The organism is Streptococcus sp. Marseille-Q3604, assembly GCF_916619785.1.
In the GTDB taxonomy this organism is placed as follows: Bacteria; Bacillota; Bacilli; order Lactobacillales; family Streptococcaceae; genus Streptococcus.
In genome coordinates this window covers 971865-996114 of the sequence record NZ_CAKAKM010000001.1, presented here as the reverse complement: position 1 = coordinate 996114, position 24250 = coordinate 971865, and the positions used below count along the sequence as shown (strand labels likewise).

The 24250-nt window shown below is 40.8% G+C and carries 24 protein-coding genes and 1 riboswitch; of the genes, 17 read left to right on the top strand and 7 right to left on the bottom strand.

Annotation, left to right across the window (positions count from 1 at the left end):
- The first annotated feature begins 3 nt into the window (after nucleotides 1–3).
- The 9 genes from trpA (at nucleotide 4) to LG375_RS04150 (ending at nucleotide 9042) form a co-directional block, all read left to right on the top strand.
- Nucleotides 4–786: a tryptophan synthase subunit alpha gene (gene trpA, locus LG375_RS04190; protein ID WP_002891596.1), complete on the top strand. Its 783-nt coding sequence runs from the start codon at nucleotides 4–6 to the stop codon at nucleotides 784–786.
- A gap of 729 nt (nucleotides 787–1515) precedes the next feature.
- Complete coding sequence (locus LG375_RS04185; protein ID WP_064524238.1) at nucleotides 1516–1947, top strand: CopY/TcrY family copper transport repressor; 432 nt, start codon at nucleotides 1516–1518, stop codon at nucleotides 1945–1947.
- A gap of 3 nt (nucleotides 1948–1950) precedes the next feature.
- Nucleotides 1951–4179 (top strand): heavy metal translocating P-type ATPase, encoded by a 2229-nt coding sequence (locus tag LG375_RS04180; RefSeq protein ID WP_107372296.1) that lies wholly within the window; start codon nucleotides 1951–1953, stop codon nucleotides 4177–4179.
- A gap of 73 nt (nucleotides 4180–4252) precedes the next feature.
- A complete protein-coding gene (gene copZ, locus LG375_RS04175) occupies nucleotides 4253–4456 on the top strand; it encodes a copper chaperone CopZ (protein ID WP_002891592.1) in 204 nt (67 codons plus the stop codon).
- A gap of 137 nt (nucleotides 4457–4593) precedes the next feature.
- Nucleotides 4594–5640, top strand: a complete 1047-nt coding sequence (locus LG375_RS04170; RefSeq protein ID WP_073950354.1) for a D-alanine--D-alanine ligase — start codon at nucleotides 4594–4596, stop codon at nucleotides 5638–5640.
- A 426-nt stretch (nucleotides 5641–6066) separates the two neighbouring features.
- Entirely contained in the window at nucleotides 6067–6747 is a 681-nt protein-coding gene (locus LG375_RS04165) for an amino acid ABC transporter permease (protein ID WP_002891586.1), read from the top strand.
- A complete protein-coding gene (locus LG375_RS04160) occupies nucleotides 6707–7384 on the top strand; it encodes an amino acid ABC transporter permease (protein WP_002891585.1) in 678 nt (225 codons plus the stop codon). The genes LG375_RS04165 and LG375_RS04160 overlap by 41 nt, the downstream gene beginning before the upstream one ends.
- A gap of 1 nt (nucleotide 7385) precedes the next feature.
- Nucleotides 7386–8144 carry an amino acid ABC transporter ATP-binding protein gene (locus LG375_RS04155; protein ID WP_225745354.1) on the top strand — a complete coding sequence of 253 codons (759 nt, stop codon included), beginning with the start codon at nucleotides 7386–7388 and terminating at the stop codon, nucleotides 8142–8144.
- A gap of 43 nt (nucleotides 8145–8187) precedes the next feature.
- Nucleotides 8188–9042, top strand: coding sequence for a cysteine ABC transporter substrate-binding protein (locus LG375_RS04150; protein ID WP_002891583.1), 855 nt, complete (start codon nucleotides 8188–8190; stop codon nucleotides 9040–9042).
- Between the two features lie 101 nt (nucleotides 9043–9143).
- On the opposite strand, the gene LG375_RS04145 is transcribed toward LG375_RS04150, so the two are convergent.
- The 3 genes from LG375_RS04145 to LG375_RS04135 are packed head-to-tail and all read right to left on the bottom strand — an operon-like array spanning nucleotide 9144 to nucleotide 11206.
- On the bottom strand, nucleotides 9144–9845 hold the full coding sequence (locus LG375_RS04145; RefSeq protein WP_225745353.1) for a hypothetical protein: 702 nt from the start codon (nucleotides 9843–9845) through the stop codon (nucleotides 9144–9146).
- Nucleotides 9814–10542, bottom strand: coding sequence for a hypothetical protein (locus LG375_RS04140; RefSeq protein WP_225745352.1), 729 nt, complete (start codon nucleotides 10540–10542; stop codon nucleotides 9814–9816). Before LG375_RS04140 ends, LG375_RS04145 begins: the two co-directional genes overlap by 32 nt.
- Nucleotides 10511–11206, bottom strand: coding sequence for a hypothetical protein (locus LG375_RS04135; protein WP_225745372.1), 696 nt, complete (start codon nucleotides 11204–11206; stop codon nucleotides 10511–10513). Before LG375_RS04135 ends, LG375_RS04140 begins: the two co-directional genes overlap by 32 nt.
- A gap of 142 nt (nucleotides 11207–11348) precedes the next feature.
- Here LG375_RS04135 and LG375_RS04130 point away from each other — a divergent pair, with 142 nt between their 5' ends.
- The 4 genes from LG375_RS04130 to tnpA all read left to right on the top strand — a co-directional run bounded on the left by LG375_RS04130 (nucleotide 11349) and on the right by tnpA (nucleotide 16410).
- Nucleotides 11349–12722 carry a UDP-N-acetylmuramoyl-tripeptide--D-alanyl-D-alanine ligase gene (locus tag LG375_RS04130; protein ID WP_225745351.1) on the top strand — a complete coding sequence of 458 codons (1374 nt, stop codon included), beginning with the start codon at nucleotides 11349–11351 and terminating at the stop codon, nucleotides 12720–12722.
- 88 nt (nucleotides 12723–12810) lie between these two features.
- A complete protein-coding gene (locus tag LG375_RS04125; RefSeq protein WP_225745350.1) occupies nucleotides 12811–13476 on the top strand; it encodes a YwaF family protein in 666 nt (221 codons plus the stop codon).
- Nucleotides 13477–13825: 349 nt separating this feature from the next.
- Nucleotides 13826–15370, top strand: a complete 1545-nt coding sequence (locus tag LG375_RS04120; RefSeq protein ID WP_002884210.1) for a peptide chain release factor 3 — start codon at nucleotides 13826–13828, stop codon at nucleotides 15368–15370.
- A 575-nt stretch (nucleotides 15371–15945) separates the two neighbouring features.
- Nucleotides 15946–16410: an IS200/IS605 family transposase gene (gene tnpA / locus LG375_RS04115; RefSeq protein WP_002883780.1), complete on the top strand. Its 465-nt coding sequence runs from the start codon at nucleotides 15946–15948 to the stop codon at nucleotides 16408–16410.
- A gap of 135 nt (nucleotides 16411–16545) precedes the next feature.
- Here the strand turns inward: tnpA and thiT are convergent, their stop codons facing one another.
- Nucleotides 16546–17124, bottom strand: a complete 579-nt coding sequence (gene thiT / locus LG375_RS04110) for an energy-coupled thiamine transporter ThiT (protein WP_049528600.1) — start codon at nucleotides 17122–17124, stop codon at nucleotides 16546–16548.
- Nucleotides 17125–17203: 79 nt separating this feature from the next.
- Nucleotides 17204–17322, bottom strand: a riboswitch (TPP riboswitch).
- Nucleotides 17323–17425: 103 nt separating this feature from the next.
- Here thiT and LG375_RS04105 point away from each other — a divergent pair.
- The 4 genes from LG375_RS04105 to LG375_RS04090 all read left to right on the top strand — a co-directional run bounded on the left by LG375_RS04105 (nucleotide 17426) and on the right by LG375_RS04090 (nucleotide 22210).
- Nucleotides 17426–17806 carry a PH domain-containing protein gene (locus LG375_RS04105; protein ID WP_021152428.1) on the top strand — a complete coding sequence of 127 codons (381 nt, stop codon included), beginning with the start codon at nucleotides 17426–17428 and terminating at the stop codon, nucleotides 17804–17806.
- Nucleotides 17807–17818: 12 nt separating this feature from the next.
- Nucleotides 17819–18724: a magnesium transporter CorA family protein gene (locus LG375_RS04100; RefSeq protein ID WP_225745349.1), complete on the top strand. Its 906-nt coding sequence runs from the start codon at nucleotides 17819–17821 to the stop codon at nucleotides 18722–18724.
- Between the two features lie 194 nt (nucleotides 18725–18918).
- Nucleotides 18919–20508 (top strand): DEAD/DEAH box helicase, encoded by a 1590-nt coding sequence (locus LG375_RS04095; RefSeq protein WP_037602793.1) that lies wholly within the window; start codon nucleotides 18919–18921, stop codon nucleotides 20506–20508.
- A 124-nt stretch (nucleotides 20509–20632) separates the two neighbouring features.
- Complete coding sequence (locus LG375_RS04090; protein ID WP_142224706.1) at nucleotides 20633–22210, top strand: hypothetical protein; 1578 nt, start codon at nucleotides 20633–20635, stop codon at nucleotides 22208–22210.
- 12 nt (nucleotides 22211–22222) lie between these two features.
- Here LG375_RS04090 and LG375_RS04085 read toward each other — a convergent pair whose 3' ends face one another.
- Genes LG375_RS04085 through LG375_RS04075 form a run of 3 tightly spaced genes read right to left on the bottom strand, consistent with a single transcriptional unit; the run spans nucleotide 22223 to nucleotide 24245 of the window.
- On the bottom strand, nucleotides 22223–22492 hold the full coding sequence (locus LG375_RS04085) for a GIY-YIG nuclease family protein (RefSeq protein ID WP_037602798.1): 270 nt from the start codon (nucleotides 22490–22492) through the stop codon (nucleotides 22223–22225).
- Nucleotides 22493–22495: 3 nt separating this feature from the next.
- A complete protein-coding gene (locus tag LG375_RS04080) occupies nucleotides 22496–23260 on the bottom strand; it encodes a tRNA1(Val) (adenine(37)-N6)-methyltransferase (RefSeq protein ID WP_037602802.1) in 765 nt (254 codons plus the stop codon).
- Nucleotides 23261–23309: 49 nt separating this feature from the next.
- Complete coding sequence (locus LG375_RS04075; protein ID WP_064525616.1) at nucleotides 23310–24245, bottom strand: polysaccharide deacetylase family protein; 936 nt, start codon at nucleotides 24243–24245, stop codon at nucleotides 23310–23312.
- Between the last annotated feature and the right edge of the window lie 5 nt (nucleotides 24246–24250).

Sequence of the window (24250 nt, the reverse complement as noted above, 5' to 3'; positions counted from 1 at the left end):
ACCATGACAAAAACACTAACAAAACACCTACAAGCTATCAAAGACAGTAAACACGGCATTTTCGTGCCTTATATCATGGCGGGTGACCACGCTAAAGGCCTAGACGGACTCTTTGAGACCATCGCTCTCTTGGAAAATAGTGGTGTCTCAGCTATTGAGGTGGGTATTCCATGGTCAGACCCAGTGGCTGATGGTCCCGTTATTGAACTAGCAGGACAACGTAGTTTGGCTAAAGATGTGACTTTGACAGCTATTATCAAGAAGCTTCAAGAACAAAAAACACAGGTGCCTTTGGTTATCATGACCTACATCAACCCAGTTTATCAATATGGTATTGAAGCCTTTGTTAAGGACCTGGCAGATACATCTGTCAAGGGGCTCATTATTCCTGATTTGCCAGATGAACACGCTGACTTTATCACCCCTTATTTGAAAGACAGTGATATTGCTCTCGTGCCTTTGGTGAGCTTGACTACAGGTATTGACCGTCAGAAACAGTTGATTGATGGTGCAGAAGGCTTTATCTACGCCGTTGCCATCAATGGTGTTACAGGTAAGACTGGTAATTACCGTGATGACCTTGACAAACACTTGGCTAACTTGACTGCCCATGCAGACATTCCAGTCCTCACAGGTTTTGGTGTGTCAACTGAAGACGATATCAAACGCTTTAACGCTGTATCAGACGGTGTTATCGTAGGATCAAAAATCGTCCGTGACCTCCACGACGGTAAGGAAAAAGAAGTCGCTGAATTTGTTACATTCGGTTCACATTTTGAAAAATAGAAGATGCTACTCTCCAGAAATGGGGAGTATTTTTTATCAAAATCATTCTTTGGGACATTTGATTTTCTTAGTTATCAAGTTTATAATATGGGTGGATTGTAGCGAATTAAATTTATCTCTTGTTTTTATTTTCATCCCACTTATAGAAAGGAGGTAGACAAATGAAAGTATCATTGAGGGTAATACTAGGGGTCTGTTTCTTAATAGGAGCATTACTATTTTTCTATCGTGGAGAGAATCACTATGCACTGATTTTCCTTCTGGTTGGTGCCTTGTATCTTTATAAGGGCTTAAGCTGAGGGTTAAATCTCGTATCGAATGAATAAGCCTGTTTAGTGACATCTATGTCACTATTTTTTTCTTTTCGGAAAATATAGAATGATTTTATAACTAAAAAGAAAGGAAGAGAAGGCATCACAGAACATGATTAATCATATTTTTTCATTCTTTCTATCACACAAGAAAGCTCTAGCAATACTCTTTATGATTATTTGTTTGGCTTTTATTTACCCTGGCATGTTTAAATTTTTGTATGTTGAAGGCAGGGATTTTGGACGTAGCCTCGTCAACTCAATCTTATCTTAGTGAAGTTTAGCGCCTCTTAGGAGGTGTTTGTTTTTAAAAAATAAATCTACAAATGTAGACAAAAAACTCTTGACAGACTTTCGCGATAGTGTTAAAATAAATCTACAAACGTAAACGAATAACAACATTCAGAAAGGAGCTATCATGCTGACAATTTCATCTGCGGAATGGGAAGTCATGCGAGTGCTCTGGGCCAAGGGGCAGGCGACTTCTTCAGAGATTATAGCGATTCTATCTAAGAAGCTAGACTGGTCGGCTTCGACAGTAAAGACCTTGATTGGACGTTTGGCGGACAAGGGTTATCTAACCAGTCAGCGTCAAGGACGAGGGTTTATCTATCAAGCTAGCTTGGGGGAAGATGAGGCGAATTTTCAGGCTTTAGAAGCTGTTTTTGACAAGATTTGTTTGACCAAACATAGCGATTTGTTGGGGCAACTCATGGAAAAGACGCCGATGACCCAAGCCGATGTGGATAAGTTACAGGCCTTGCTTTCAGCAAAAGAACCTGTGGATCAGGTGGTTTGTGACTGTGTGCCTGGCCAATGTGCTTGTGGGCATCATATGGAGGTGATATAGGAAATGGCAAAAGAAACCTTTGTGGTTAATGGGATGACCTGTGCATCCTGTGTAGCCAACGTAGAAAATGCTGTTAATAAGTTGGATGGTGTGGACAAGGCTGTGGTTAATCTGACCACGGAAAAAATGTCTGTGGATTATGCTGGGGATAAAGTTAGTCCAGAAGCTATTGAAAAGGCCGTGGCTGATGCCGGTTATGAAGCCGAAGTCTACAATCCAGATACAGCTAAAAGTCAGGAAGAACGTGAAGAAGACAAGATTCACAAGGTGCGTGAGCGCCTCATTTGGTCATCGGTCTTCACCATTCCTCTCTTTTATCTAGCTATGGGGCCAATGGTCGGTCTACCTGTGCCAAACTTCTTGTCTCCTCACCATGCAGCCTTGACTTATGCCTTGGTGCTGCTAGTCTTGACAGTTCCAGTCATGTGGTTGGGCCGTTCCTTCTATAGTAATGGTTTTCGTACTTTGGCCAAGGGTCATCCTAACATGGATGCCTTGGTAGCCTTAGCAACATCGGCAGCTTTTCTTTATAGTCTCTATGGTACTTACCATATTTCATTGGGGCATGCCCATCACGCCCACCAACTTTATTTTGAGTCAGTGGCTGTTATCTTGACCTTGATTACTCTAGGTAAGTACTTTGAAACCCTGTCTAAAGGTCGGACTTCAGAAGCTATCAAGAAACTCATGCACTTGTCAGCCAAGGAAGCAACTGTCCTTCGTGATGGTAAGGAAGTCAAGCTTCCTGTGGATAAGGTTGTTCTTGGTGATCATATTGTGGTCAAACCTGGGGAAAAGATAGCCGTGGATGGTCAGGTGATTTCTGGTAGCTCTGCGATTGATGAGAGCATGCTAACAGGTGAGTCCCTTCCTATTGAAAAAACTGCGGGTAAGCCAGTTTTTGCAGGTTCTATTAATGGTCAAGGTAGCTTGATTTATGAGGCTGAAAAGATTGGTAAGGACACCTTGCTTTCCCAAATCATCAAATTGGTTGAGGATGCCCAACAAACCAAGGCACCTATTGCTAAAATTGCCGATCAGGTATCAGCGGTCTTTGTTCCTGTTGTCATGGCTATCGCACTTGTTTCAGGTCTCTTTTGGTACTTTGTCATGGGACAAACCTTTACCTTCGCTATGACAGTAGCAGTTAGTGTCTTGGTTATTGCTTGTCCATGTGCTTTGGGTCTTGCGACACCGACAGCCATCATGGTTGGTACAGGCCTTGGTGCCGAACACGGTATTCTCTATAAGCGTGGGGATGTGCTTGAACTAGCTCACAAGGCTGATGTCCTCGTTTTTGACAAGACAGGAACTATTACTCAGGGTAAACCTCAGTTGGTTTCTAGCTATACTTATGGTAATAGCGGAGCAGCCTTGCAACTTTTGGCATCCTTGGAAGCCAAGTCTGAACATCCATTGGGTCAAGCCATTCTTGTGGCAGCAGAAAATGCTAACTTGGACTTGTTAGAGATGGACAATTTCTCAAGTTTGACTGGACGAGGACTTACTGCCAGCTATGCAGACAAGACTTATTTAGCTGGAAATCAAACCCTTATGACAGGGGAAAAAGTCGACTTGACTTCAGCACAAGTTGATTTCCAACACTTGACGGCTGATGGTCAAACCCCTATTTTCCTAGCTGAAGATGGTAAGTTAATCGGACTCTTTGGTGTAGCCGATCAGGTTAAAGAAGACAGTGCAGATATGGTGGCAGCTCTTCATCAAATGGGCAAGGAAGTCATCATGTTGACTGGGGATAATGACCAAACAGCTCAAGCTATCGCTCAAAAGGTTGGCATCAAACGTGTTATTAGTCAAGTGCTTCCGCAAGAGAAATCTAGGGTGATTAGCGACCTTCAGGCAGAAGGAAAATCAGTCATCATGGTTGGTGATGGTATCAATGATGCCCCAGCCCTTGCGACTGCCGATATCGGTATTGCCATGGGATCAGGGACAGATATTGCTATGGAAAGTGCCGATATGGTCCTTATGAAACCTAACCTCATGGATGTCGTTAAGGCTCTGAAAATTAGTCAGGCGACTATCACAACGATTAAAGAGAACCTCTTTTGGGCCTTTATCTACAATATCTTGTCTATCCCAGTAGCTATGGGTGTCCTCCACCTCTTTGGAGGTCCCCTTCTTGACCCAATGATAGCAGGACTTGCCATGAGCTTTAGCTCTGTTTCGGTCGTCCTTAATGCTCTGCGCCTCAAACGTCGCAAAGTCTAAGTGTCGATTGCTAATGTCCTCCATCACTTAAGGTGTGTATCAAAAAACAATTAAAGAAAAGGAAGAAAGAAAAATGACAAAAACATATAACATCACAGGAATGAAATGCCAAGGCTGTGTCAACACCGTTACTGAAAAACTCTCTGCTGTCAAAGGCGTAGACAAGGTTCAAGTTGACCTTGAAAACAAACAAGTCACTATCGAAGGGAAACCATGGAAGTGGTCACTCAAACGTGCCCTCAAAGGTACTAAGTTTGAGCTTGGTGACGAAATTTAAGACAGGAATGAAACAGCTATTAGGCTGTTTTTTTTGCCTATAATCTTTTTGAAAATCCCTTCCTTTTGTGATATGATTAAGGTAATTATGTTCTCAAAACTGAGACTAGAAAATCAAGAAAAGAAAACGGTATACCTATGTCTAAACAAACCCTTATCCTTCTCTACGGTGGACGTTCAGCAGAACGTGAAGTGTCTGTGCTCTCAGCTGAGAGTGTTATGCGTGCGGTGGATTACAGCGCATTTGAGGTTAAAACCTACTTTATCACTCAGTCTGGTGATTTTATCAAAACACAAGAATTTACAGAAAAACCAGGTGATGACGAGAAGCTCATGACTAATGACACAATTGTGGCTAGTCAGGCTATCAAACCAAGCGATATTTATGAGGAAGGCGCTGTGGTATTCCCTGTGCTCCATGGACCTATGGGTGAGGATGGATCTATCCAAGGTTTCCTCGAAACCCTCAAGTTGCCATACGTGGGTACTAATGTCTTGTCATCAAGTGTGGCTATGGACAAGATTATGACCAAGCATATTCTTGAAGTTGCAGGTGTCCCTCAGGTTGCCTACACAGTCTACATCGAGGGTGAAGATTTGGAAGCAGCAGTAGCAGAGACGCTTGAAAAATTGACCTTCCCAGTTTTCGTAAAACCTGCTAACATGGGGTCATCTGTTGGGATTTCGAAAGCTGAAAACGAAGCAGAGCTTCGTGCAGCGATTGATCTGGCTCTCAAATATGATAGCCGTATCTTGATTGAGCAAGGTGTGGTTGCCCGAGAAATCGAGGTTGGTATCCTTGGAAATACAACTGTCAAAACGACAGATCCAGGTGAAGTGGTCAAAGACGTGGCTTTCTATGATTACCAAGCTAAATACATTGACAATAAGATTACCATGGACATCCCAGCTCACGTGCCTGCAGAAGTTATGACGCAAATGCGTGCCTATGCGGCCAAGGCCTTCCGTGCTCTTGGTGGTTGTGGTCTTGCCCGCTGTGATTTCTTCCTGACAGAGGATGGAGCCATCTACCTTAACGAGCTCAACACCATGCCAGGTTTCACTCAATGGTCAATGTACCCACTACTTTGGGAAAATATGGGACTTTCTTACTCAGACCTTATCAAGGAATTGGTAGCCTTGGGACAAGAAATGTTTGAAAAACGTGAAAGTCATTTGATTTAAGCACTATGATTTAGATGACAGACATCTTAGTCTTGGAGAAATCTCTGAGACTGAGGTGTTTTTTTCTTTACAGAAATCTAGATTTTATTTATATCTTTTCTTTATCACGCTGATAAAAAATACATATTATCCAAATAATCTAACAGGTGGTAGAATAAATCTAACGTTTCAAATGAAATAGAGCAATTCATTCGTGTTTTGTGAAGCTGTGCTTTTCAAATGCGAGAGAAGGGTCAAAGGGCTAGAAGTAGATGGCAGTGAATGCTCACGGAATTTTACACGCCTTTTGTATCTTGTAGAATTGAACACAGGCTAAATTCCTAGAGTAAAAGACAAACTTCCTAGTGTGCTAGCACACGACGTCAGTTTCCTATTTGCCTTACGGAATTTTACACGCCCTTTGTATCTTAAATGAGGAGGTAAGTTTTGGACTGGTCCATTGTTCAACAGTATTTGCCCTTTTATCAGAAGGCATTCTTTTTAACCTTACATATTGCCGTTCTGGGGATTCTTGGTTCCTTCCTTTTGGGCTTGGTGGTGAGTGTTATTCGTCATTATCGAGTGCCGGTTTTGAGTCAGCTTTCGACGGCTTATATTGAGCTATCTCGTAATACGCCGCTCTTGATTCAGCTCTTCTTTCTCTACTTTGGCTTGCCTCGTATAGGTTTGGTTCTATCCTCAGAGGCTTGTGCTGTGGTAGGTTTGATTTTCTTGGGTGGTTCCTATATGGCGGAGTCCTTCCGAAGTGGTCTAGAGGCTGTTAGTCAGACCCAACATGAAGTGGGCTTGTCTATTGGTTTGACGCCGTTCCAAGTCTTTCGCTATGTGGTTCTTCCTCAGGCAGTAGCTGTGGCGTTGCCGTCATTTAGTGCTAACGTTATTTTCCTTATCAAGGAAACGTCAGTATTCTCAGCGGTAGCCTTGGCGGATTTGATGTATGTGGCTAAGGATTTGATTGGTCTTTACTACGAAACCGATGTGGCTCTAGGCATGTTGGTGGTGGCTTATCTCTTGATGTTGCTGCCGATTTCTCTAGTCTTTAGTTGGATTGAAAGGAGGTTACGCTATGCAGGATTCGGGCTTTCAGGTTCTTCTTCAGGGGAATAATTTCCTACGTATCTTACAAGGTTTAGGCGTAACTATTGGAATTTCCATCGTTTCGGTGCTTCTGTCCCTTTTACTAGGAACCCTTTTTGGAATTGTCATGACTTCGAAATCTAAGATTGTACGTTTTTTGTCACGTATTTATCTGGAATTTATTCGTATCATGCCCCAGTTAGTCTTGCTCTTCATTGTTTATTTTGGTTTGGCCAGAAATTTTAACATCAATATCTCAGGCGAGTTATCGGCTATTATCGTCTTTACCCTTTGGGGAACTGCTGAGATGGGTGATTTGGTGCGTGGGTCAATCACGTCGCTACCTAGACACCAGTTTGAGAGCGGAAGGGCCCTTGGTCTAACCAATGGCCAACTCTATACCTATGTGATTATTCCGCAAGTCTTGCGTCGCTTGTTGCCTCAGGCTATTAACCTGGTGACACGTATGATTAAAACTACGTCCTTGGTGGTTTTGATTGGCGTAGTTGAGGTGACCAAGGTTGGTCAGCAGATTATCGACAGTAACCGCCTGACTATTCCAACAGCTTCTTTCTGGATTTATGGCACGATTTTGATTCTTTATTTTGCCATTTGTTACCCAGTATCTAAGCTGTCTACTTATCTTGAAAATCGTTGGAGGAATTAAGATGACAGAAAGCATTTTACAAATCAAGGATTTGAAAAAGTCCTTTGGGGACAATCAGATTCTCAAAGGCATCTCCTTGGATGTTAAACAAGGTGAAGTTCTTGTTATCCTGGGTTCCTCAGGTTGTGGGAAATCGACCTTGCTACGTTGTATCAATGGCTTGGAGACTATTCAAGGAGGGGATATTCTCCTGGATGGCAAGTCTATCACTGGAAGTAAGAAGGATTTCCACTTGATTCGTCAGAAAATCGGCATGGTCTTTCAAAGTTATGACCTCTTCCCGCATTTGGACATCCTGCAAAATCTGATTTTGGGGCCGGTCAAAGCTCAAGGGCGTAACAAGGAAGAGGTTATTGCGGAGGCTGAGAAACTTTTGGACCGTGTGGGACTTTTGGACAAGAAGCATAGCTTTGCGCGACAACTGTCAGGTGGTCAAAAGCAACGTGTAGCCATTGTCCGTTCACTGCTCATGCATCCTGAAGTTATTCTCTTCGACGAAGTGACGGCGTCGCTTGACCCTGAGATGGTTCGTGAGGTCCTGGAACTAATCAATGACCTCGCTCAAGAAGGGCGTACCATGTTGATTGTAACCCATGAGCTTCAGTTTGCGCGTGCCATCGCTGACCGTATTATCTTTATGGATAAGGGTGTCATCGCTGAGGAAGGGACTGCTGAAGAATTCTTCAATCATCCAAAGACCCAGCGAGCTCAAGAGTTCCTCAATGTCTTTGACTTCAGCCAGTTTGGTGCCTATTTGTAACCCATTGTTTTTAGTAAAAATTATAATATTTTAGGAGATATTTATGAAATTAACAAAGAAAATTTTTGCCCTTTTAGCCCTCGTCTTTGCCTTGGTGGCAGTGACTGCTTGCTCAAGTAACAGTAGCTCTGGTAAATCAACAGCCAAAGCACGTACTATTGAAGAAATTAAGAAGAGTGGTGAACTCCGTATCGCCGTTTTTGCGGACAAGAAACCTTTCGGTTATGTAGATAACAAGGGTGCTTACCAAGGTTACGATATTGAACTTGGTAACCGTTTGGCTAAAGACTTGGGTGTAAAACCTAAATACGTCTCAGTAGATGCGGCCAACCGTGCCGAATTCTTGATTTCGAACAAGGTAGATATTACGCTTGCCAACTTCACAGTAACTGATGAACGTAAGAAACAAGTGGACTTCGCTCTTCCTTATATGAAAGTCTCAATCGGTGTGGTGTCACCTAAAGACAAGGTCATTAAGGACGTTAAAGAGCTTGAAGGTAAGACTTTGATTGTTACTAAGGGGACAACTGCTGAAACTTACTTTGAAAAGAACTACCCAAATATCAAATTGCAAAAATATGACCAATATAGCGATGCTTACCAAGCCCTCCTTGATGGTCGTGGCGATGCCTTCTCAACAGATAATACAGAAGTTCTTGCTTGGGCTCTAGAAAATAAAGGTTACGAAGTTGGAATCACATCGCTTGGTAACCCAGATACTATTGCCCCAGCCGTTCAAAAAGGTAACAAAGAGCTCCTTGACTTTATCAATAAAGACATTAAGAAACTTGGCGAAGAGAATTTCTTCCACAAAGATTATGAAAAAACACTTCACCCAACTTACGGTGATGCAGCTAAAGCTGATGACCTCGTGGTTGAAGGTGGCGAAGTGAAATAAGACTAATTCCTCTCTAAGGGGAATTAGTCTTGCTTAACAAGAATAAAACAACCACTCCGTGGCTATCTAGTCTAGCTAGAAGCAGGAGTGTTTTTTTTGTTTTAGGGTGATTTTTTTCTCACCTTTTTGCTTTTTATGTTTCTCCACCCAATGACAATAGTTGACAAGAAAGCGGCTCCCACCATTCCCCAAAAAAGAAAAGAGTCAAAATAATCAAAAAAAGTTTTGCGTTCACCATAGACCGAGGTAGAGCCATCTTTCCAAGTAATGGTTTTGTCCCTATCATCAATCCTTTTGTAGGACTCATCATTATAAGTCAAATAATGATCCTTCCGTACATACATATTCAAATAGTTATAGCCGTTCTTTGTGGGAAGGTCTGAGACCAGACTTTCCTTGGCGTAAACTTCAATGTAGATGGTTCCATCTTTAAGACCTTTAATTTTCTGAGTTCGAGCATTTTTGATAAGGAGTTTTCCATCTTGTACAATCTCCCAATCGTACTTACGACTTCTTCCTCCTTCGTTATAGGAAATAGCAAGCTTGTGGTTTTCAGACTGCCATAGCCCGTAGATACTATTTTCACTGATACCATCATAAAAGAATCTAATATAGATGTTGACTATAGGTACCATGATTAGAAAACAAATACTCAAAATCTTGACTAAACGGTCTTTGAATTTACCCCAACGTGCTCGCCATCCAGTTTTATACTTTTGTGTTCTTCGATATTCATTTTGTGAATGGTCACTTATATTAATTTTCTGCCGGTCAGCGTATTTTCTCTTTAGTAGATGCCTCATTTAGCCTATTTTTCCTTTTTAGATTTCTTTTTATTCTCCAATCGACAAAAATGGCATACAAAATCATAGAACCAATAAATCCAAATATGATATAAGGTTCCAGACGATCAAACAAGGTTATTCGTTGACCATAAAGGGATTTTGAACCATCTTTCCAGGTAATGCTCTTGTCTTCATCATCAATCCGTTTGTAGGATTCGCCATCATAGGTCAGGTAATTGTCTTTACGGACATACATATTTAAATAGTTGTAGCCGTTCTTTGTGGGAAGGTCTGAAAACAGACTTTCCTTGGCATAAACTTCAATGTAGAGGGTCCCATCCTCTAAGCGTTTAATATCATCAATGCGTGCATCTTTAATGAGGACATGTCCATCTTGAACAATATCCCAATCACGCTTACTTCCCTTTGAACCATCTTCATATGATATGGCAAGCTGATGATTTTCAGATTGCCACAGACCGTAGATACCATCTTTAGAAACCCCATCGTCAAAGAAAATCATATAGACGATGAAAATCGGTATCATGAGTAGGAAACATATCCCAACAATGTTGGCTAAACGGTCTTTGAATTTACCCCAACGTGCTCGCCATCCCGTTTTGCGTTTTTGTTCTTTTCGATATGCTTTTTGTGAATGATACTTTCGATTGAGTTTCTTTCGGTCAGCGTATTTTCTTTTTGTTTGGTGTTTCATTGAGTTTTTCTCTCCTCTTTTGCCGAGCCTCTATAATGATAAGAACTGAGCAAATCCCCATAAGTATCAAATAGAGGGCTTCAAAAACCTCATCTATCGTGGTTTTCCGTTCACCATAAGGGCTGGTGGACCCATCTTTCCAAGTGATGGACTTGTTTCCAGAATTGATACGCTTGTAGGACTCACCATCATAGGTAAGATAATTGTTTTTGCGAAGATAGAAATCCATATAGCTGAAGCCGTCCTTGGTGGGTAGGTCTGTCAGGTAGCCTTCCACAGTGTAGAGCTCCATGTGAAGAGTTCCGTCATTAAGCCGTTTGACCGGGCGAGTTCTAGCAGCATGGATAATATACTTCCCATCCTGTATGACTTGCCAGTCGATATTTCCTCGTTTCCGAATATGCTTATAGGAAATCGCTAACTTATGATGATCAGACTGCCAGAGACCATATATGTTATCTTCATTGACTGTATAATGATCATAATAATAAAAGCCACCATACAGCAGTGCCAGTAGCACTAAAATAATCAATTCAGCTGTTGGTTCTAGTAGGATGATCTTTCTCCAATTAAAGCGCCACCCTTTAAGTTCTTCGATACTTTGGCAGTCGCCATTTATATTTTCCTCTTCTTTAGAGAGGTTGATTAATTTTTTCTTTGCCATGCCTAATCCTTTCATCAACCATTGTAACAAATTCATCTCCCAAGCAAAAGCTGGCCTGATTTGTGATATAATTGGGAGTGATTGTAGGCAAGAAAATCTTATTTCTTGCCAGACTTGTAAAAATATAACAGAGGATTTTAAGATGAAACTGACACTACATGAAATTGCCAAGGTTGTTGGCGCTAAAAATGATGTCACAGCCTATGAAGATGTTACCATTAACCAGATTGAGTTTGATAGCCGTAAGATTACAGAGGGTGACCTCTTTTTACCACTAAAAGGTGCGCGTGATGGGCACGATTTTATCCAAACAGCCTTTGACAATGGTGCTCTAGCGACATTCACAGAAAAAGAATTACCGGCCGATCAAGCCCACATCCTAGTTGATGACGCTCTTGAAGCCTTCCAAAAACTAGCTGCCTACTATCTTGAAAAGACTGAGGTTGATGTTATTGCTGTGACTGGTTCTAATGGTAAGACAACAACCAAGGACATGATTCATGATATCTTGGCAACAACCTATCGTACTTACAAAACTCAAGGAAATTACAACAACGAGATTGGTCTTCCTTATACAGCCCTCCACATGCCTGATGATACTGAGAAAATCGTCCTTGAGATGGGACAAGACCACATGGGAGACATTCACCTCTTGTCAACCCTAGCTAAGCCAAAAACAGCCGTTGTTACCTTAATCGGAGAGGCTCATTTGGAATTCTTCGGTAGCCGTGACAAGATTGCCCAAGGTAAAATGCAAATGCAAGACGGTATGCCTGATGGTAGCCTCTTGCTTGTACCAAGTGATCCAATCGTTGATCCTTTCTTGCCAAGCAATCTTGAGGTGGTACGCTTTGGAGATGGTGCAGAGCTTACAGTCTCTGACTTGACAGAATTCAAGGACCATCTCACCTTTTCAACAAACTTCCTAGGCGGACAAGTTACCTTGCCAGTCACTGGAAAATACAATGCCACAAATGCCATGGTTGCTGCCTATGTGGCTAAACACTTGGGTGTCACTGAGGAAAATATCCTCTCAGCTCTTGCTAACTTGCAGCTTACAAAAAACCGTACCGAATGGAAAAAAGCAGCCAACGGTGCTGATATTCTTTCAGACGTTTACAATGCCAATCCAACAGCCATGAAGCTCATTTTGGAGACCTTCTCAGCTATTCCTAAGAATGAAGGAGGCAAGAAAATCGCTGTCCTAGCTGATATGAAAGAACTCGGTGAACAGTCTGTGCAACTTCACACACAGATGATTCTAAGCCTGACACCAGATGCTATTGATACGGTAATTTTCTATGGTGAAGACATTGCAGAATTGTCACAACTTGCTAGTCAAATGTTCCCACTTGGTCATGTCTATTATTTCAAGAAAACAGCTGACGAAGACCAATTTGACGCTATGGTTAAGCAAATCAAAGAAAGCCTAGGCGAGCACGATCAAATCTTGCTTAAGGGCTCTAACTCTATGAACCTAGCCAAGGTCGTGGAAGAACTCCAAGCTAAGAATTAAGTTCTCTAACCTGCTCTCCAAGCAGGTTTTTGCTTTATCCTGAAATTTGATATAATAGCAGGAATAGTAATTTCAGCAGGAGAAGAGAATGAAGGATTTTTTGACAACCACCCAAACTCATCCACCCCAGATACCTTTGCCCTATTATTTGCTTATGCTTTTGGTGATGGTAGTCTTGAGTTACTTGAGTTGGCGTTGGTATAAGAATAATATATGGCGTTGGACCTTTCTTACCATCCAAGCCATTCAACTCTTTGCCCTCTATACCTGGTACCTCTGGCAGGGCTTTCCTCTTTATATTAGTCTCCCCCTTTACCATTGCCGCATGGCCATGTTTGCTGTTCTCCTCTTGAAAAATAGTAGGATAAAGAGCTATTTTGCTATTATGGGAGTTGTCGGGACCTACTGTGCATTGATTTATCCAGTATTTGATCCCTATGAGTTTCCTCATATCACAGGCTTTTCTTTCCTAATTGGCCACTATGCCCTACTGGTCAATAGCCTGAATGTCATTTTTAATAGTTATAAAACTCATCCGATCAGTAAGCGGCTGATTGTCGTGGCTACCTTATTACTGAATCTAGCTTTGGTAATAGTTAATCAGACTATCGGTGGAAACTATGGCATGCTTAAACACACGCCATTTATTATGGGAACTCCCTTATTTGTCAAATATCTTGCCGTTTCAGGAGCTCTGATTATTCTCATGATAATCATGAAAAAAGGTCTGGAGCATTTTGAAGACAAATATTAAATAAATGAAGAAACACGCTATCAGAAAGTTGATAGCGTGTTTTTTCATTTTATTTGTTTTATTCTAACACAAAACGCTTTCAGAATTGCTTTCACACTGTAATTTGGATATAATAAAAGAGCTGTGCCTGCGAGAATTATCGCAAGCCTCGACAACAAATGTAGCTTTCAAAAGACAGAAATTTTCTGAAAGAAGTGCTACAACGATCTTGCTTTTCGTTCTGGTAAAAAACCTATTGCTATTAGTAGCTCTGGGACATGGAGTTTCTGAGATTTACAAAGAAGCTGCTGACATCCATACCACTAAGGAAAAGTAACAAAAAGATTATTTTCAAAGAAGAAAGAAAACTATGAGTATCCAAGACGAAATCAAAAAACGCCGTACTTTTGCCATCATCTCTCACCCCGATGCTGGTAAAACAACAATCACTGAACAATTGCTTTACTTTGGGGGTGAAATCCGTGAAGCTGGTACTGTAAAAGGTAAGAAAACTGGAAACTTTGCTAAATCAGACTGGATGGATATTGAGAAACAACGTGGTATCTCAGTAACCTCATCTGTGATGCAGTTTGACTATGCCGGCAAACGTGTCAATATCCTAGATACCCCAGGGCACGAGGACTTCTCAGAAGATACCTACCGTACCCTTATGGCGGTTGACGCTGCCGTCATGGTCGTTGACTCAGCCAAAGGTATTGAGGCCCAAACCAAAAAACTTTTCGAAGTTGTCAAACACCGTGGGATTCCTGTCTTCACCTTCATGAATAAATTGGACCGTGATGGACGTGAGCCACTTGACCTCTTGGAAGAGTTGGAAGAAGTGCTTGGTATTGCTAGCTACCCAATGAACTGGCCTATCGGTATGGGTAAAGCCTTCGAAGGACTTTATGACCTCTATAATGAACGCTTGGAGCTCTATAAAGGTGACGAGCGCTTTGCCAAGATTGAAGATGGTGATACTCTTTTTGCCAACAACCCATTCTATGAGCAAGCTAAAGAAGATATTGAACTCTTGACAGAAGCGGGTAATGAATTCTCTGAGGAAGCGATTTTAGCTGGTGAATTGACGCCGGTCTTCTTCGGTTCTGCCCTTACAAACTTTGGGGTTCAAACCTTCCTCGATACCTTCCTCAAATTTGCGCCAGAACCACATGGCCACAAGACAGTTGATGGCGATGAGATTGATCCTCTTAACAAGGATTTCTCTGGTTTTGTTTTCAAAATCCAAGCCAACATGGACCCACGTCACCGTGACCGTATTGCCTTTGTTCGTATCGTGTCTGGTGAATTCGAGCGTGGTATGAGTGTTAACCTAACCCGTACTGGTAAAGGAGCTAAGCTCTCTAACGTCACTCAGTTTATGGCTGAGTCTCGTGAAAATGTCGAAAATGCCGTGGCTGGAGATATTATCGGGGTTTACGATACAGGAACTTATCAGGTTGGTGATACCCTTACTGTAGGTAAAAACAAATTTGAATTTGAGCCACTACCAACCTTTACGCCAGAGTTGTTCATGAAAGTTTCTGCTAAAAACGTCATGAAACAGAAGTCCTTCCACAAAGGAATTGAACAATTGGTGCAAGAAGGAGCCATCCAGCTCTACACCAACTACCAAACAGGTGAATACATGCTTGGTGCCGTTGGTCAACTTCAGTTTGAAGTTTTCAAACACCGTATGGAAAATGAATACAATGCCGAAGTTGTTATGACACCAATGGGTAAAAAGACTGTGCGTTGGATCCAACCTGAGGACCTTGATGAACGCATGTCATCAAGCCGAAATATCTTGGCTAAAGACCGCTTTGACCAACCAGTCTTCCTCTTTGAAAATGACTTTGCCCTTCGTTGGTTTGCGGATAAATATCCAGATGTGACATTGGAAGAGAAGATGTAATGTACTAAGATTGCTTGGCTATTTCATAGCCTAAGCAATCTACGCCATGTCCTTTAGGACCGTGGCTAAGTCCCTTACTAACTCGAAAACGGAAAAATATCGTTTCCGTTTTCTCATGTCGTAATACTATACTATGTATAGTTTATGTAAATCGTTCATCTTTTGCCGCTAGCCACTATCTTGTGGCTAGCTAGCCGTCTCACTAACTACGTCAGACGAATAATATCGATTCGTCTGACTTCGTGTCGTAACATCTTAGTACTGATACTTACGCTAGGTCCTATTAGAGCGTGGCTAAGTCCTTTACTAACTCGAAAACGGAAAAGTATCGTTTCCGTTTTCTCATGTCATAATATCTTATATAAACAAGAAAAACCATAGGACTGCCACTTAAGACTGTCCTATGGTTTCTTTTATTATGTGACTTTAAGTCCGTTTCGCTCCGAAGGTGCGAAACAAATAAACCACCCGCTATGCGGGTGCGCATCGAAGGTTATACCGTCATAACAAAAACACTCCAAACGAGTTACAATATAGGTGTTCAAGCCAATTGTAAAACGAAAGGAGTTAAGACTATGGCGCAAAAAGCTCACAGTTTATCACATACAAAATGGATGTGTAAGTACCACATTGTATTTACACCTAAGTATAGACGAAAAATAATCTATAATCAATATAGGAGTAGTCTTGGAGAGATTTTTCATAGACTATGCCAATATAAAGGCGTTGAAATAATAGAAGGCCACTTAATGCCAGATCATGTTCACATGCTAGTAAGTATACCACCACGAATGAGTGTAGCTAGTTTTATGGGATATTTAAAAGGTAAAAGTGCCTTAATGATGTTTGATAAACACGCCAATTTAAAATATAAATTTGGGAACAGACATTTTTGGGCAGAAGGATATTATGTAAGTACGGTAGGACTTAATGAAGCCACAATTAAGAAATATATCCAGGAACAAGAGAAGCATGATATCGCTTTGGACAAATTAAGCGTTAAAGAATATGAAAATCCCTTTAGGGATAACGGTAAGTAATGCGAATGCCTCTTTGAGAGGCTTGTGACGAGTCAAAAGCAATAAGGCTTGAACAAAGTGAAAGCCAGCGTCTTTAGGCGCTGGCTGGTAGTATGGGCTTATAGCCCTTGATCAAACCACCCGTTAGACGGGTGGTTATGATTTTTCCGTATTGAGTAATCTGCCTAGGAATCGTTGCAGGGCGAAGAAAACAATGAGGCTGGCCAATGTTTCTCCTAGGAAAGATGAGCTATTGACAATGAGTGAATAGAGATAAGGGCTTTGTCCCTTAGGGGCATAACTTCCCCAAAAGATGACACCGGCTATAAAGTGAATGAGGTAACGAGCAAAGCTACCAAGCAGAATCCCCCAAGTGATAAGCATCAGAGACTTGACTTTATTGTCTTGTTTAATGGCTTTATCAAGGGCTGGTTTGACCACACCACTGATACCAATCAGACTAAAGGCGACAAAGTATTCCAGAAAACCTTGTGTCAAGGTCAGCCAACCACCGGCGGCTTGCCCTGTAACAACTTGAAGTAGCCCCCAGATAAGACCGCCCATAGCACCAGCTTTTAAGCCCCAGCGAAAACTGAGGAGAAAGATGGGCACCATCTTAAAGGAAAGGGAAATCCAAGGACCTATGGACATGGGTTGAGTAACCAAGTCGAGAATGTAAGCAATGGTTGCAAAAAGGGCAACCTCAATCATTGGTCGAATACTTGTTTTCGACATAAAAAACCTCCTATACCAATCGTCTTGATTGGCTATTTTTGCCACATCAAAACGTTGTCATAGAAGTTCTTCTATTTCAATCTATTTTGAGACACATCCCTACGCAGGTTCTAACCTGATCAGGTGGTAAGAGTTTAGGCAAGTCTTGAAAAAAATTCAAGCTAGCCATTCTCAGCAATTGCTCCTCTTGTGACTCCTTAATTGTACTACCAGAAACCCATTTCTGCAAGTGTCTGAAATCCTAAAATTGTGGTATAGTTAAAGCAAGGATTATCTTTACAATAAAAAAGGAGAAATAACTATGGGACTTTTTTCAGGACTGCTTGGCAATGCATCTAAAAAAGATAATGATAAGGTTGAGCGTCAATTGGAGGGTATCTTAATTCCAGGTGAACAAGTGGAGTTAGCCTATGTCCTTGTTCGTGACCTGATTGTCTTTACAGAGAAACGCTTGATTTTAGTCGATAAACAAGGTGTTACAGGGAAGAAGACTTCTTACAAGTCTATCCCTTATCACTCAATCTCTCGTTTCACTGTAGAGAGCTCGGGCCACTTTGACCTAGATGCTGAACTTAAGATTTGGATTTCATCAGCACTTGAGCCTGCAGAGGTCCTTCAATTTAAGAGTGATAATAATGTCTTTGAAATCCAACAAGCTTTGGCAGCAGCAGTGCTAGAGTAATGAGGAAGAAAAATGTTTATTGAAAAAGAACTGGGTTATAAGCGTCACTGGATTAATATTGACTCAGATATTATTTCTGAGCAATCCTACCTTTATACCAAGTATGATATTGACCAAGAAACCATAGAGTATGCCTTGGATAAAAATGAACGAGCCCACATGGATTACAACCGTGAGACTGGCACAATCACCTTTATCTATAATGTTCTGGCGCTTGAAAAGGACAAGGAACACTATGAAACCATTCCTCTGACCTTTATTGTACAAGATACGCGTTTGGTGACCATTAGTAACGAGGATAATGCTTATGTAATCAGCAAAATGGAAGACTATGTGGATAACCATGAGGATTTATCCATTTATAAATTGCTCTTTGCAGGACTTGAGATGATTTCAAATGCCTACTATCCCGTCATTGAACGTTTGGATCAGCAAAAGGATGAGGTTAGTCGACGCCTAAGACAGACAACGACAAGTAAGAATCTTTACGACCTTTCAGATTTGGAAACAGGCATGGTCTATTTGGTGGCTGCAGCCACACAAAACCGTCTTCTATTGGAACACATCAAGGGGCACGCCATTTATCGTCGTCTCAATGAGGTCGAAAAAGAACAGTTTGATGATGCCATGATTGAAGCTAGACAGTTAGTAGCCATGACGGACCTCATTTCTAAGGTCTTACAGCAATTATCAGGTTCTTATAACAATATCCTAAACAACAACCTGAACAACAACTTGAGCAATCTGACCATTATTGAGGTACTCTTGGGAGTGCTTGCCGTTATTACCGGTTTCTTTGGGATGAATGTTCCTCTACCGTTTATGACTGTCAGTCTAGCCTGGATTTTCATCATTATCGGTAGTGCGATTCTTTGTTTGGTCTTGGCCCGCTACTTGCGTTGGTTGGTCCATAAATAATAATTAGTGGCTGAAACCGTCTTCTCAAATTGGAGGCGGTTTTAAAACGTTATTCACTGTCTTTTTATTCTTAAATATGATAGACTAGATGAGTTGTTAAAATAAACGACTATTAAATACAGGTAGTTAACATACTACACAACCAAGTCTCATAAGGTGGCTTCGCACCGCCTTCAAATAGAAAGAAGAATACTTTGAAATTTACAGATTTAAACCTATCAGAAGACATCCAATCAGCTGTTGTAGCTGCCGGTTTTGAAAAGCCATCACCTATCCAAGAGTTGACGATTCCACTGGCTCTTGAAGGTAAGGATGTTATCGGTCAGGCCCAAACTGGTACTGGTAAAACAGCTGCCTTTGGTTTGCCGACCCTAGATAAAATTCGTACAGAAGAAAATACAATCCAAGCCCTTGTGATTGCCCCAACACGTGAGTTGGCAGTGCAATCTCAAGAAGAGCTTTTCCGTTTTGGCCGTGATAAGGGCGTTAAGGTTCGCTCAGTCTACGGTGGCTCTAGTATTGAGAAACAAATTAAGGCCCTCCGTTCAGGTGCCCACATTGTTGTAGGGACACCAGGTCGTCTCCTTGACCTTATCAAACGTAAAGCTCTGAAACTCAATAATATCGAGACTTTAATTTTGGATGAAGCTGATGAAATGCTTAACATGGGCTTCCTTGAAGATATTGAAGCTATCATTAGCCGAGTACCAGAAGAACGTCAAACCCTTCTTTTCTCAGCAACTATGCCTGATGCTATCAAACGTATTGGCGTTCAGTTCATGAAAGATCCTGAGCATGTGAAAATCAAGGCTAAAGAATTGACCAATGTTAACGTTGACCAATACTTTATCCGAGTGAAGGAACAAGAGAAGTTCGATACCATGACTCGTCTTATGGATGTTGACCAACCTGAATTGTCAATCGTCTTTGGACGTACCAAACGTCGTGTGGACGAGTTGACACGTGGTTTGAAACTTCGTGGTTTCCGTGCAGAAGGTATCCACGGTGACCTTGACCAAAACAAACGTCTTCGTGTTATCCGTGACTTCAAGAACGACCAAATCGATATTTTAGTTGCGACAGACGTTGCGGCGCGTGGTCTTGACATTTCCGGTGTTACTCATGTCTACAACTATGATATTCCACAAGATCCAGAAAGCTACGTTCACCGTATTGGACGTACAGGACGTGCAGGCCAATCAGGTCAATCGATTACTTTCGTTGCTCCAAACGAAATGGGTTACTTGGGAATCATCGAAAACTTGACTAAGAAACGCATGAAAGGTCTTAAGCCACCAACAGCTCAAGAAGCTTTCCAGGCTAAGAAGAAAGTTGCCCTTAAGAAAATCGAACGTGACTTTGCGGATGAAGCTATCCGTTCTAACTTTGACAAGTTCAAGGGCGATGCGGTTAAATTGGCTCAAGAATTCACACCTGAAGAATTGGCGCTTTACATCTTGAGCTTGACCGTTCAAGATCCAGAGACAATGCCAGAAGTGGAAATTGCGCGTGAAAAACCATTGCCATTCAAACCATCAGGTGGTGGCTTTGGTGGTAAAGGCGGTAAAGGTGGCCGTGGCAACCGCGGTCGCGATAACAACCGTCGTGGTGGATACCGTGGTGACCGTAACCGCGATGACCGAGACGGCGGCGGACGTCGTGACTTCAAACGCAAGTCTAAGAAGAATAGCCGTGACTTCGAAAACCATGGCAACAAACGCCCACACCGTACCTCAAGCGAAAAGAAAAACGGCTTTGTTATCCGTAACAAGGGTGATAAATAAACAATGAAAATGCTCTATGAAAATAGAGTGTTTTTTGTTATACTTGCATGTAATGAAATTCTGAGAGAATATTCATTTTAAATTAGGAAAAATTATAAATATGAGGTATAGGATGTATTTTCGGATGATTGAAAAATTTTTTAGGTGGATTAGGTATCCACAATATATAATGTTTTTACTTGAGGGATGTTTCTTACTTTTATCTTTTTCTATAGATAATAATTTATTTTATACTAAAGTTAGTACACTTAGATACTTTTTTCTTACATTTTTTATTAGCGCATTTAAATTATCTCAACTAGCATTATTTATTACAATCTTTGGTTTTAGAATTGGTGTGGATTATGGCGGGTTAAAACATCAATTTAATTCAGATAAATTAGTAAATATAGCTAACAAAGTATTAATCATCACTCTTTTGATAACATATTTCGAAGTGCTTGCTTTCATATTAGAGAATATGATTAACAATAAGAGCCTAACATTGAATTATTCAATATTAGGAAATATTTTTGATAAGAGTCAATTTCTCTCAATGTTGCCTATGATTTTCATATTCTTCTTTGCTTTGGAGATGCCTTTATTTATGTTTAAAGTCTCACCATTTGTATTATATACTTTTATAGCTCTTCCATTGTTATTATTATCCTCAATAGGAGTTCAGAAGGGAATTATCACATGGGCATTTCTTGCCTTTCTACTTATTACTATTGGTATCAATTTTTATGATAAGGTTTTAGTGAATTATAAGGGAATTGAAATTGACGATTATAGAATTTTAGAAAAAAAGATTAAATATTTATTTACTGTTGCATGCATCTATTTTGGCCTTTTATCATCTGAATTGATAATAGGATTTAAATGTTATAATTTATTCGTTAGAAGTACTCCTATCCCTGAAATAGTAAATATTCTGATGAATGGTTCAATCAAAATAATAATTCTCTTATATTTATACGCTATTATTATAGAATACGAAGATAAGATTTATTATTGGATAATAGCTAGGATTTATTCTCGAGAATTAAAACCAATTTATGGTAATTATAAAAGAGTTGTTAGAGAGAGAAAAGGATTCAAAATTCTGAGTGGAGATTATTTCTTAGTCGAAGAGCGAGAGACATCTCTAATGACTGTGATATTGGATGATAATGTTAAGGAAGAAGTAGAATTAGATAATGTTCTAAAGCATTCATTTGATGTAATACAAATTGAAAATGACTATTATGTTACAAAAGAGAATAAACTATTAGAAGAAATTTCAACTTTGTCGTTAAGTGGAGGTTATCAGAAATTAGGAAGACCCTTTAGGAGTGTATTTCCATTATTGGTAGTTTTAGGATTATTGTTCAGTGTATCACTTTATTTTGAGAAATATCATTCTAGTATTGATGGATATTATGTTAGAGTGATAATCAGAAAGAATTTGAGTTACAAATATAGTATTAACGAGAACGAAAAAATAAAAGTAGAGGATGATTCCTTTTATTATCGAGGTGAAGTTAAAAATATTAATAGGGAAACACTTGCAATTAATAGAGGTAAATATTTTGGAAAATATTATCGTGGAATTTTGGAAATAGATAATTTTGAAAAATTAAGTAAAGATGACGAAAACTACTCCCAATATTATGTTAGGAGAGGTTCATCTATTTATAATGCAATTAAAGATAATAGTAAACATGCAAAAAATATAAATTAATAAAACACACGGTTATTTTTCCGTGTGTTCTTTGATATAGGCTAGTTTTTTCTCTCGGCTTTTTTTCTTAAAGAGTGCTTCTGCGCTCATGGCTTCAGGCTTGCTAGCGAAGGCTTCTGAGTAGAGGAGTTTAACTGGTAGGCGAGCTCTGGTATACTTAGCACCCCTGCCTGAGTTATGGGTTTTGAGGCGGCGTTCGACGTCTGTGGTGTAGCCTGTATAGAGGGTGCCATCAGCACACTCAACCACATACATGTAGGCCTTGCTATCCTTTTCTGTCATCGTTTAGGACTCACCTTTAGCCTTTTTTCCAAAGTAAATCTCAAAGATTTCGTCGGTATAGTCACCATTTTCCTTGTGCACAAAGAGAGGTGGAAGGATTTTCAAGCCATCTGTCGAGCCGTCTTTAATGGCTTCAATTAGGAGCATGTTAGCCTCACGTCCCATCTTAGGGTAGATAAACTGGATGCGTTTAGGTGCTAGATTGTACTGGCGCATGGTGTCAATGATATCCAAAAAGCGGTCAGGGCGATGTACCATAGCAATGCGTCCATTAGATTTGAGGGCATGACGAGCGACTTGGAAAATTTCTTCTAAATTGGTCGTAATTTCGTGGCGTGCCAAGAGGTAGTGCTCTGACAGATTTTTCTTAGACGTTTCTGTCGCCTTAAAGTAGGGAGGGTTACAGAGGATAAGGTCCACCTGAGATCGTGGGGCATGGTCAAGCAAATTTTTTAGGTCGTCATTGACAACAGTCACTTGATTCTCTAGTTGATTAAGAGTTACGGAACGCTTGGCCATATCAGCCAGGCGTTCTTGCAACTCAACCAAGGTAATCGGTGCCTCAGTGCGTGTGCTGGCAAAGAGGCCAACGGCACCATTTCCCGAACAGAGGTCGACAATTAATCCCTTCTTTGGAATTTTTGGAAACCGAGAGAGGAGGACGCTATCAATAGAGTAGCTGAAGACCTCCTTATTTTGAATGATTTTCACATCTGTGGAGAAGAGCTGGTCAATGCGTTCTCCGTCTTTTAAAATTGGATTTGTCATAGTTTTTATTGTAACAAAAAACAGCTCCCAAAGGAACTGTTGCGAGTGATTACTCTAGGACACCGAAGGTATATCCTTGATTTTTGAAATATTCGATAATTTGTGGAAGGGTCTGAACAGTCAGCTCCTTACCAGCAGTGTCGTGCATAAGCACAACCTTAACATGACTCTCAGGGAAATATTTTTGTGAACCGTCCAAGTAGGCCATCATGGTTTCAGATGTCGTTGGGCGAACAGAGGCGGGTTCTGCATCACCACAAAGCATGTTCCAGTCAATCCACTCGATACCTTCCTTGGCGAGGGCTTGGTCAGTACTTTCTAGACCTTGCCATGACATATGACCACCAGGATAACGGAAAATTCTTGTCTTGAAGTCCTTACCTAAGATAGCTTGGAAATTAGCCATGGTTTGGTTAACCTCAGAAACAATCTGACTTTGATTAGGAACACGTCCTGGATAAAGGAGATTAAAGTTGTGGCTGAGGCTATGGTTGGCAATAGCATGTCCTTCTGTAATTTGTCGTTTGAGGATGTCCGCATTTTCTTGTGTAATGGTGTAACCAATGTGGAAGAATGTGGCGTGAACACCGTATTCTTTCAAAATACTCATGACTTGTGGGGTCAGTGTTGGATCAATCCCATCGTCAAACGTTAAAAAGACGACCTTGTCGTCGATATCCTGAGACTTGCCTCGAATAGTGTTATTCACAGCAGTAACATCGTAAGCATAGTCAGAAGCTGCAATGCTGTGGTTACTACCTTTCTTGAGTTGTGTTTCATCATCTTCTTTAGCTTTTTCTGAAGATGAGCTTGTGCTATTAGCGACTTGTTCAGTCTTTTCAGCCTTGGCTACTTGTTCAGATTTCGTGTTATGGCGTTGGAATAGGACAAAGCCTAGGATAGCCAGAACAGCCAAGTTTGCAATAATGAGGCAAAGATTAAGTGCCTTTCGATTTTTCCCTATAATCTCAATACTTTTTTTCATAGTTA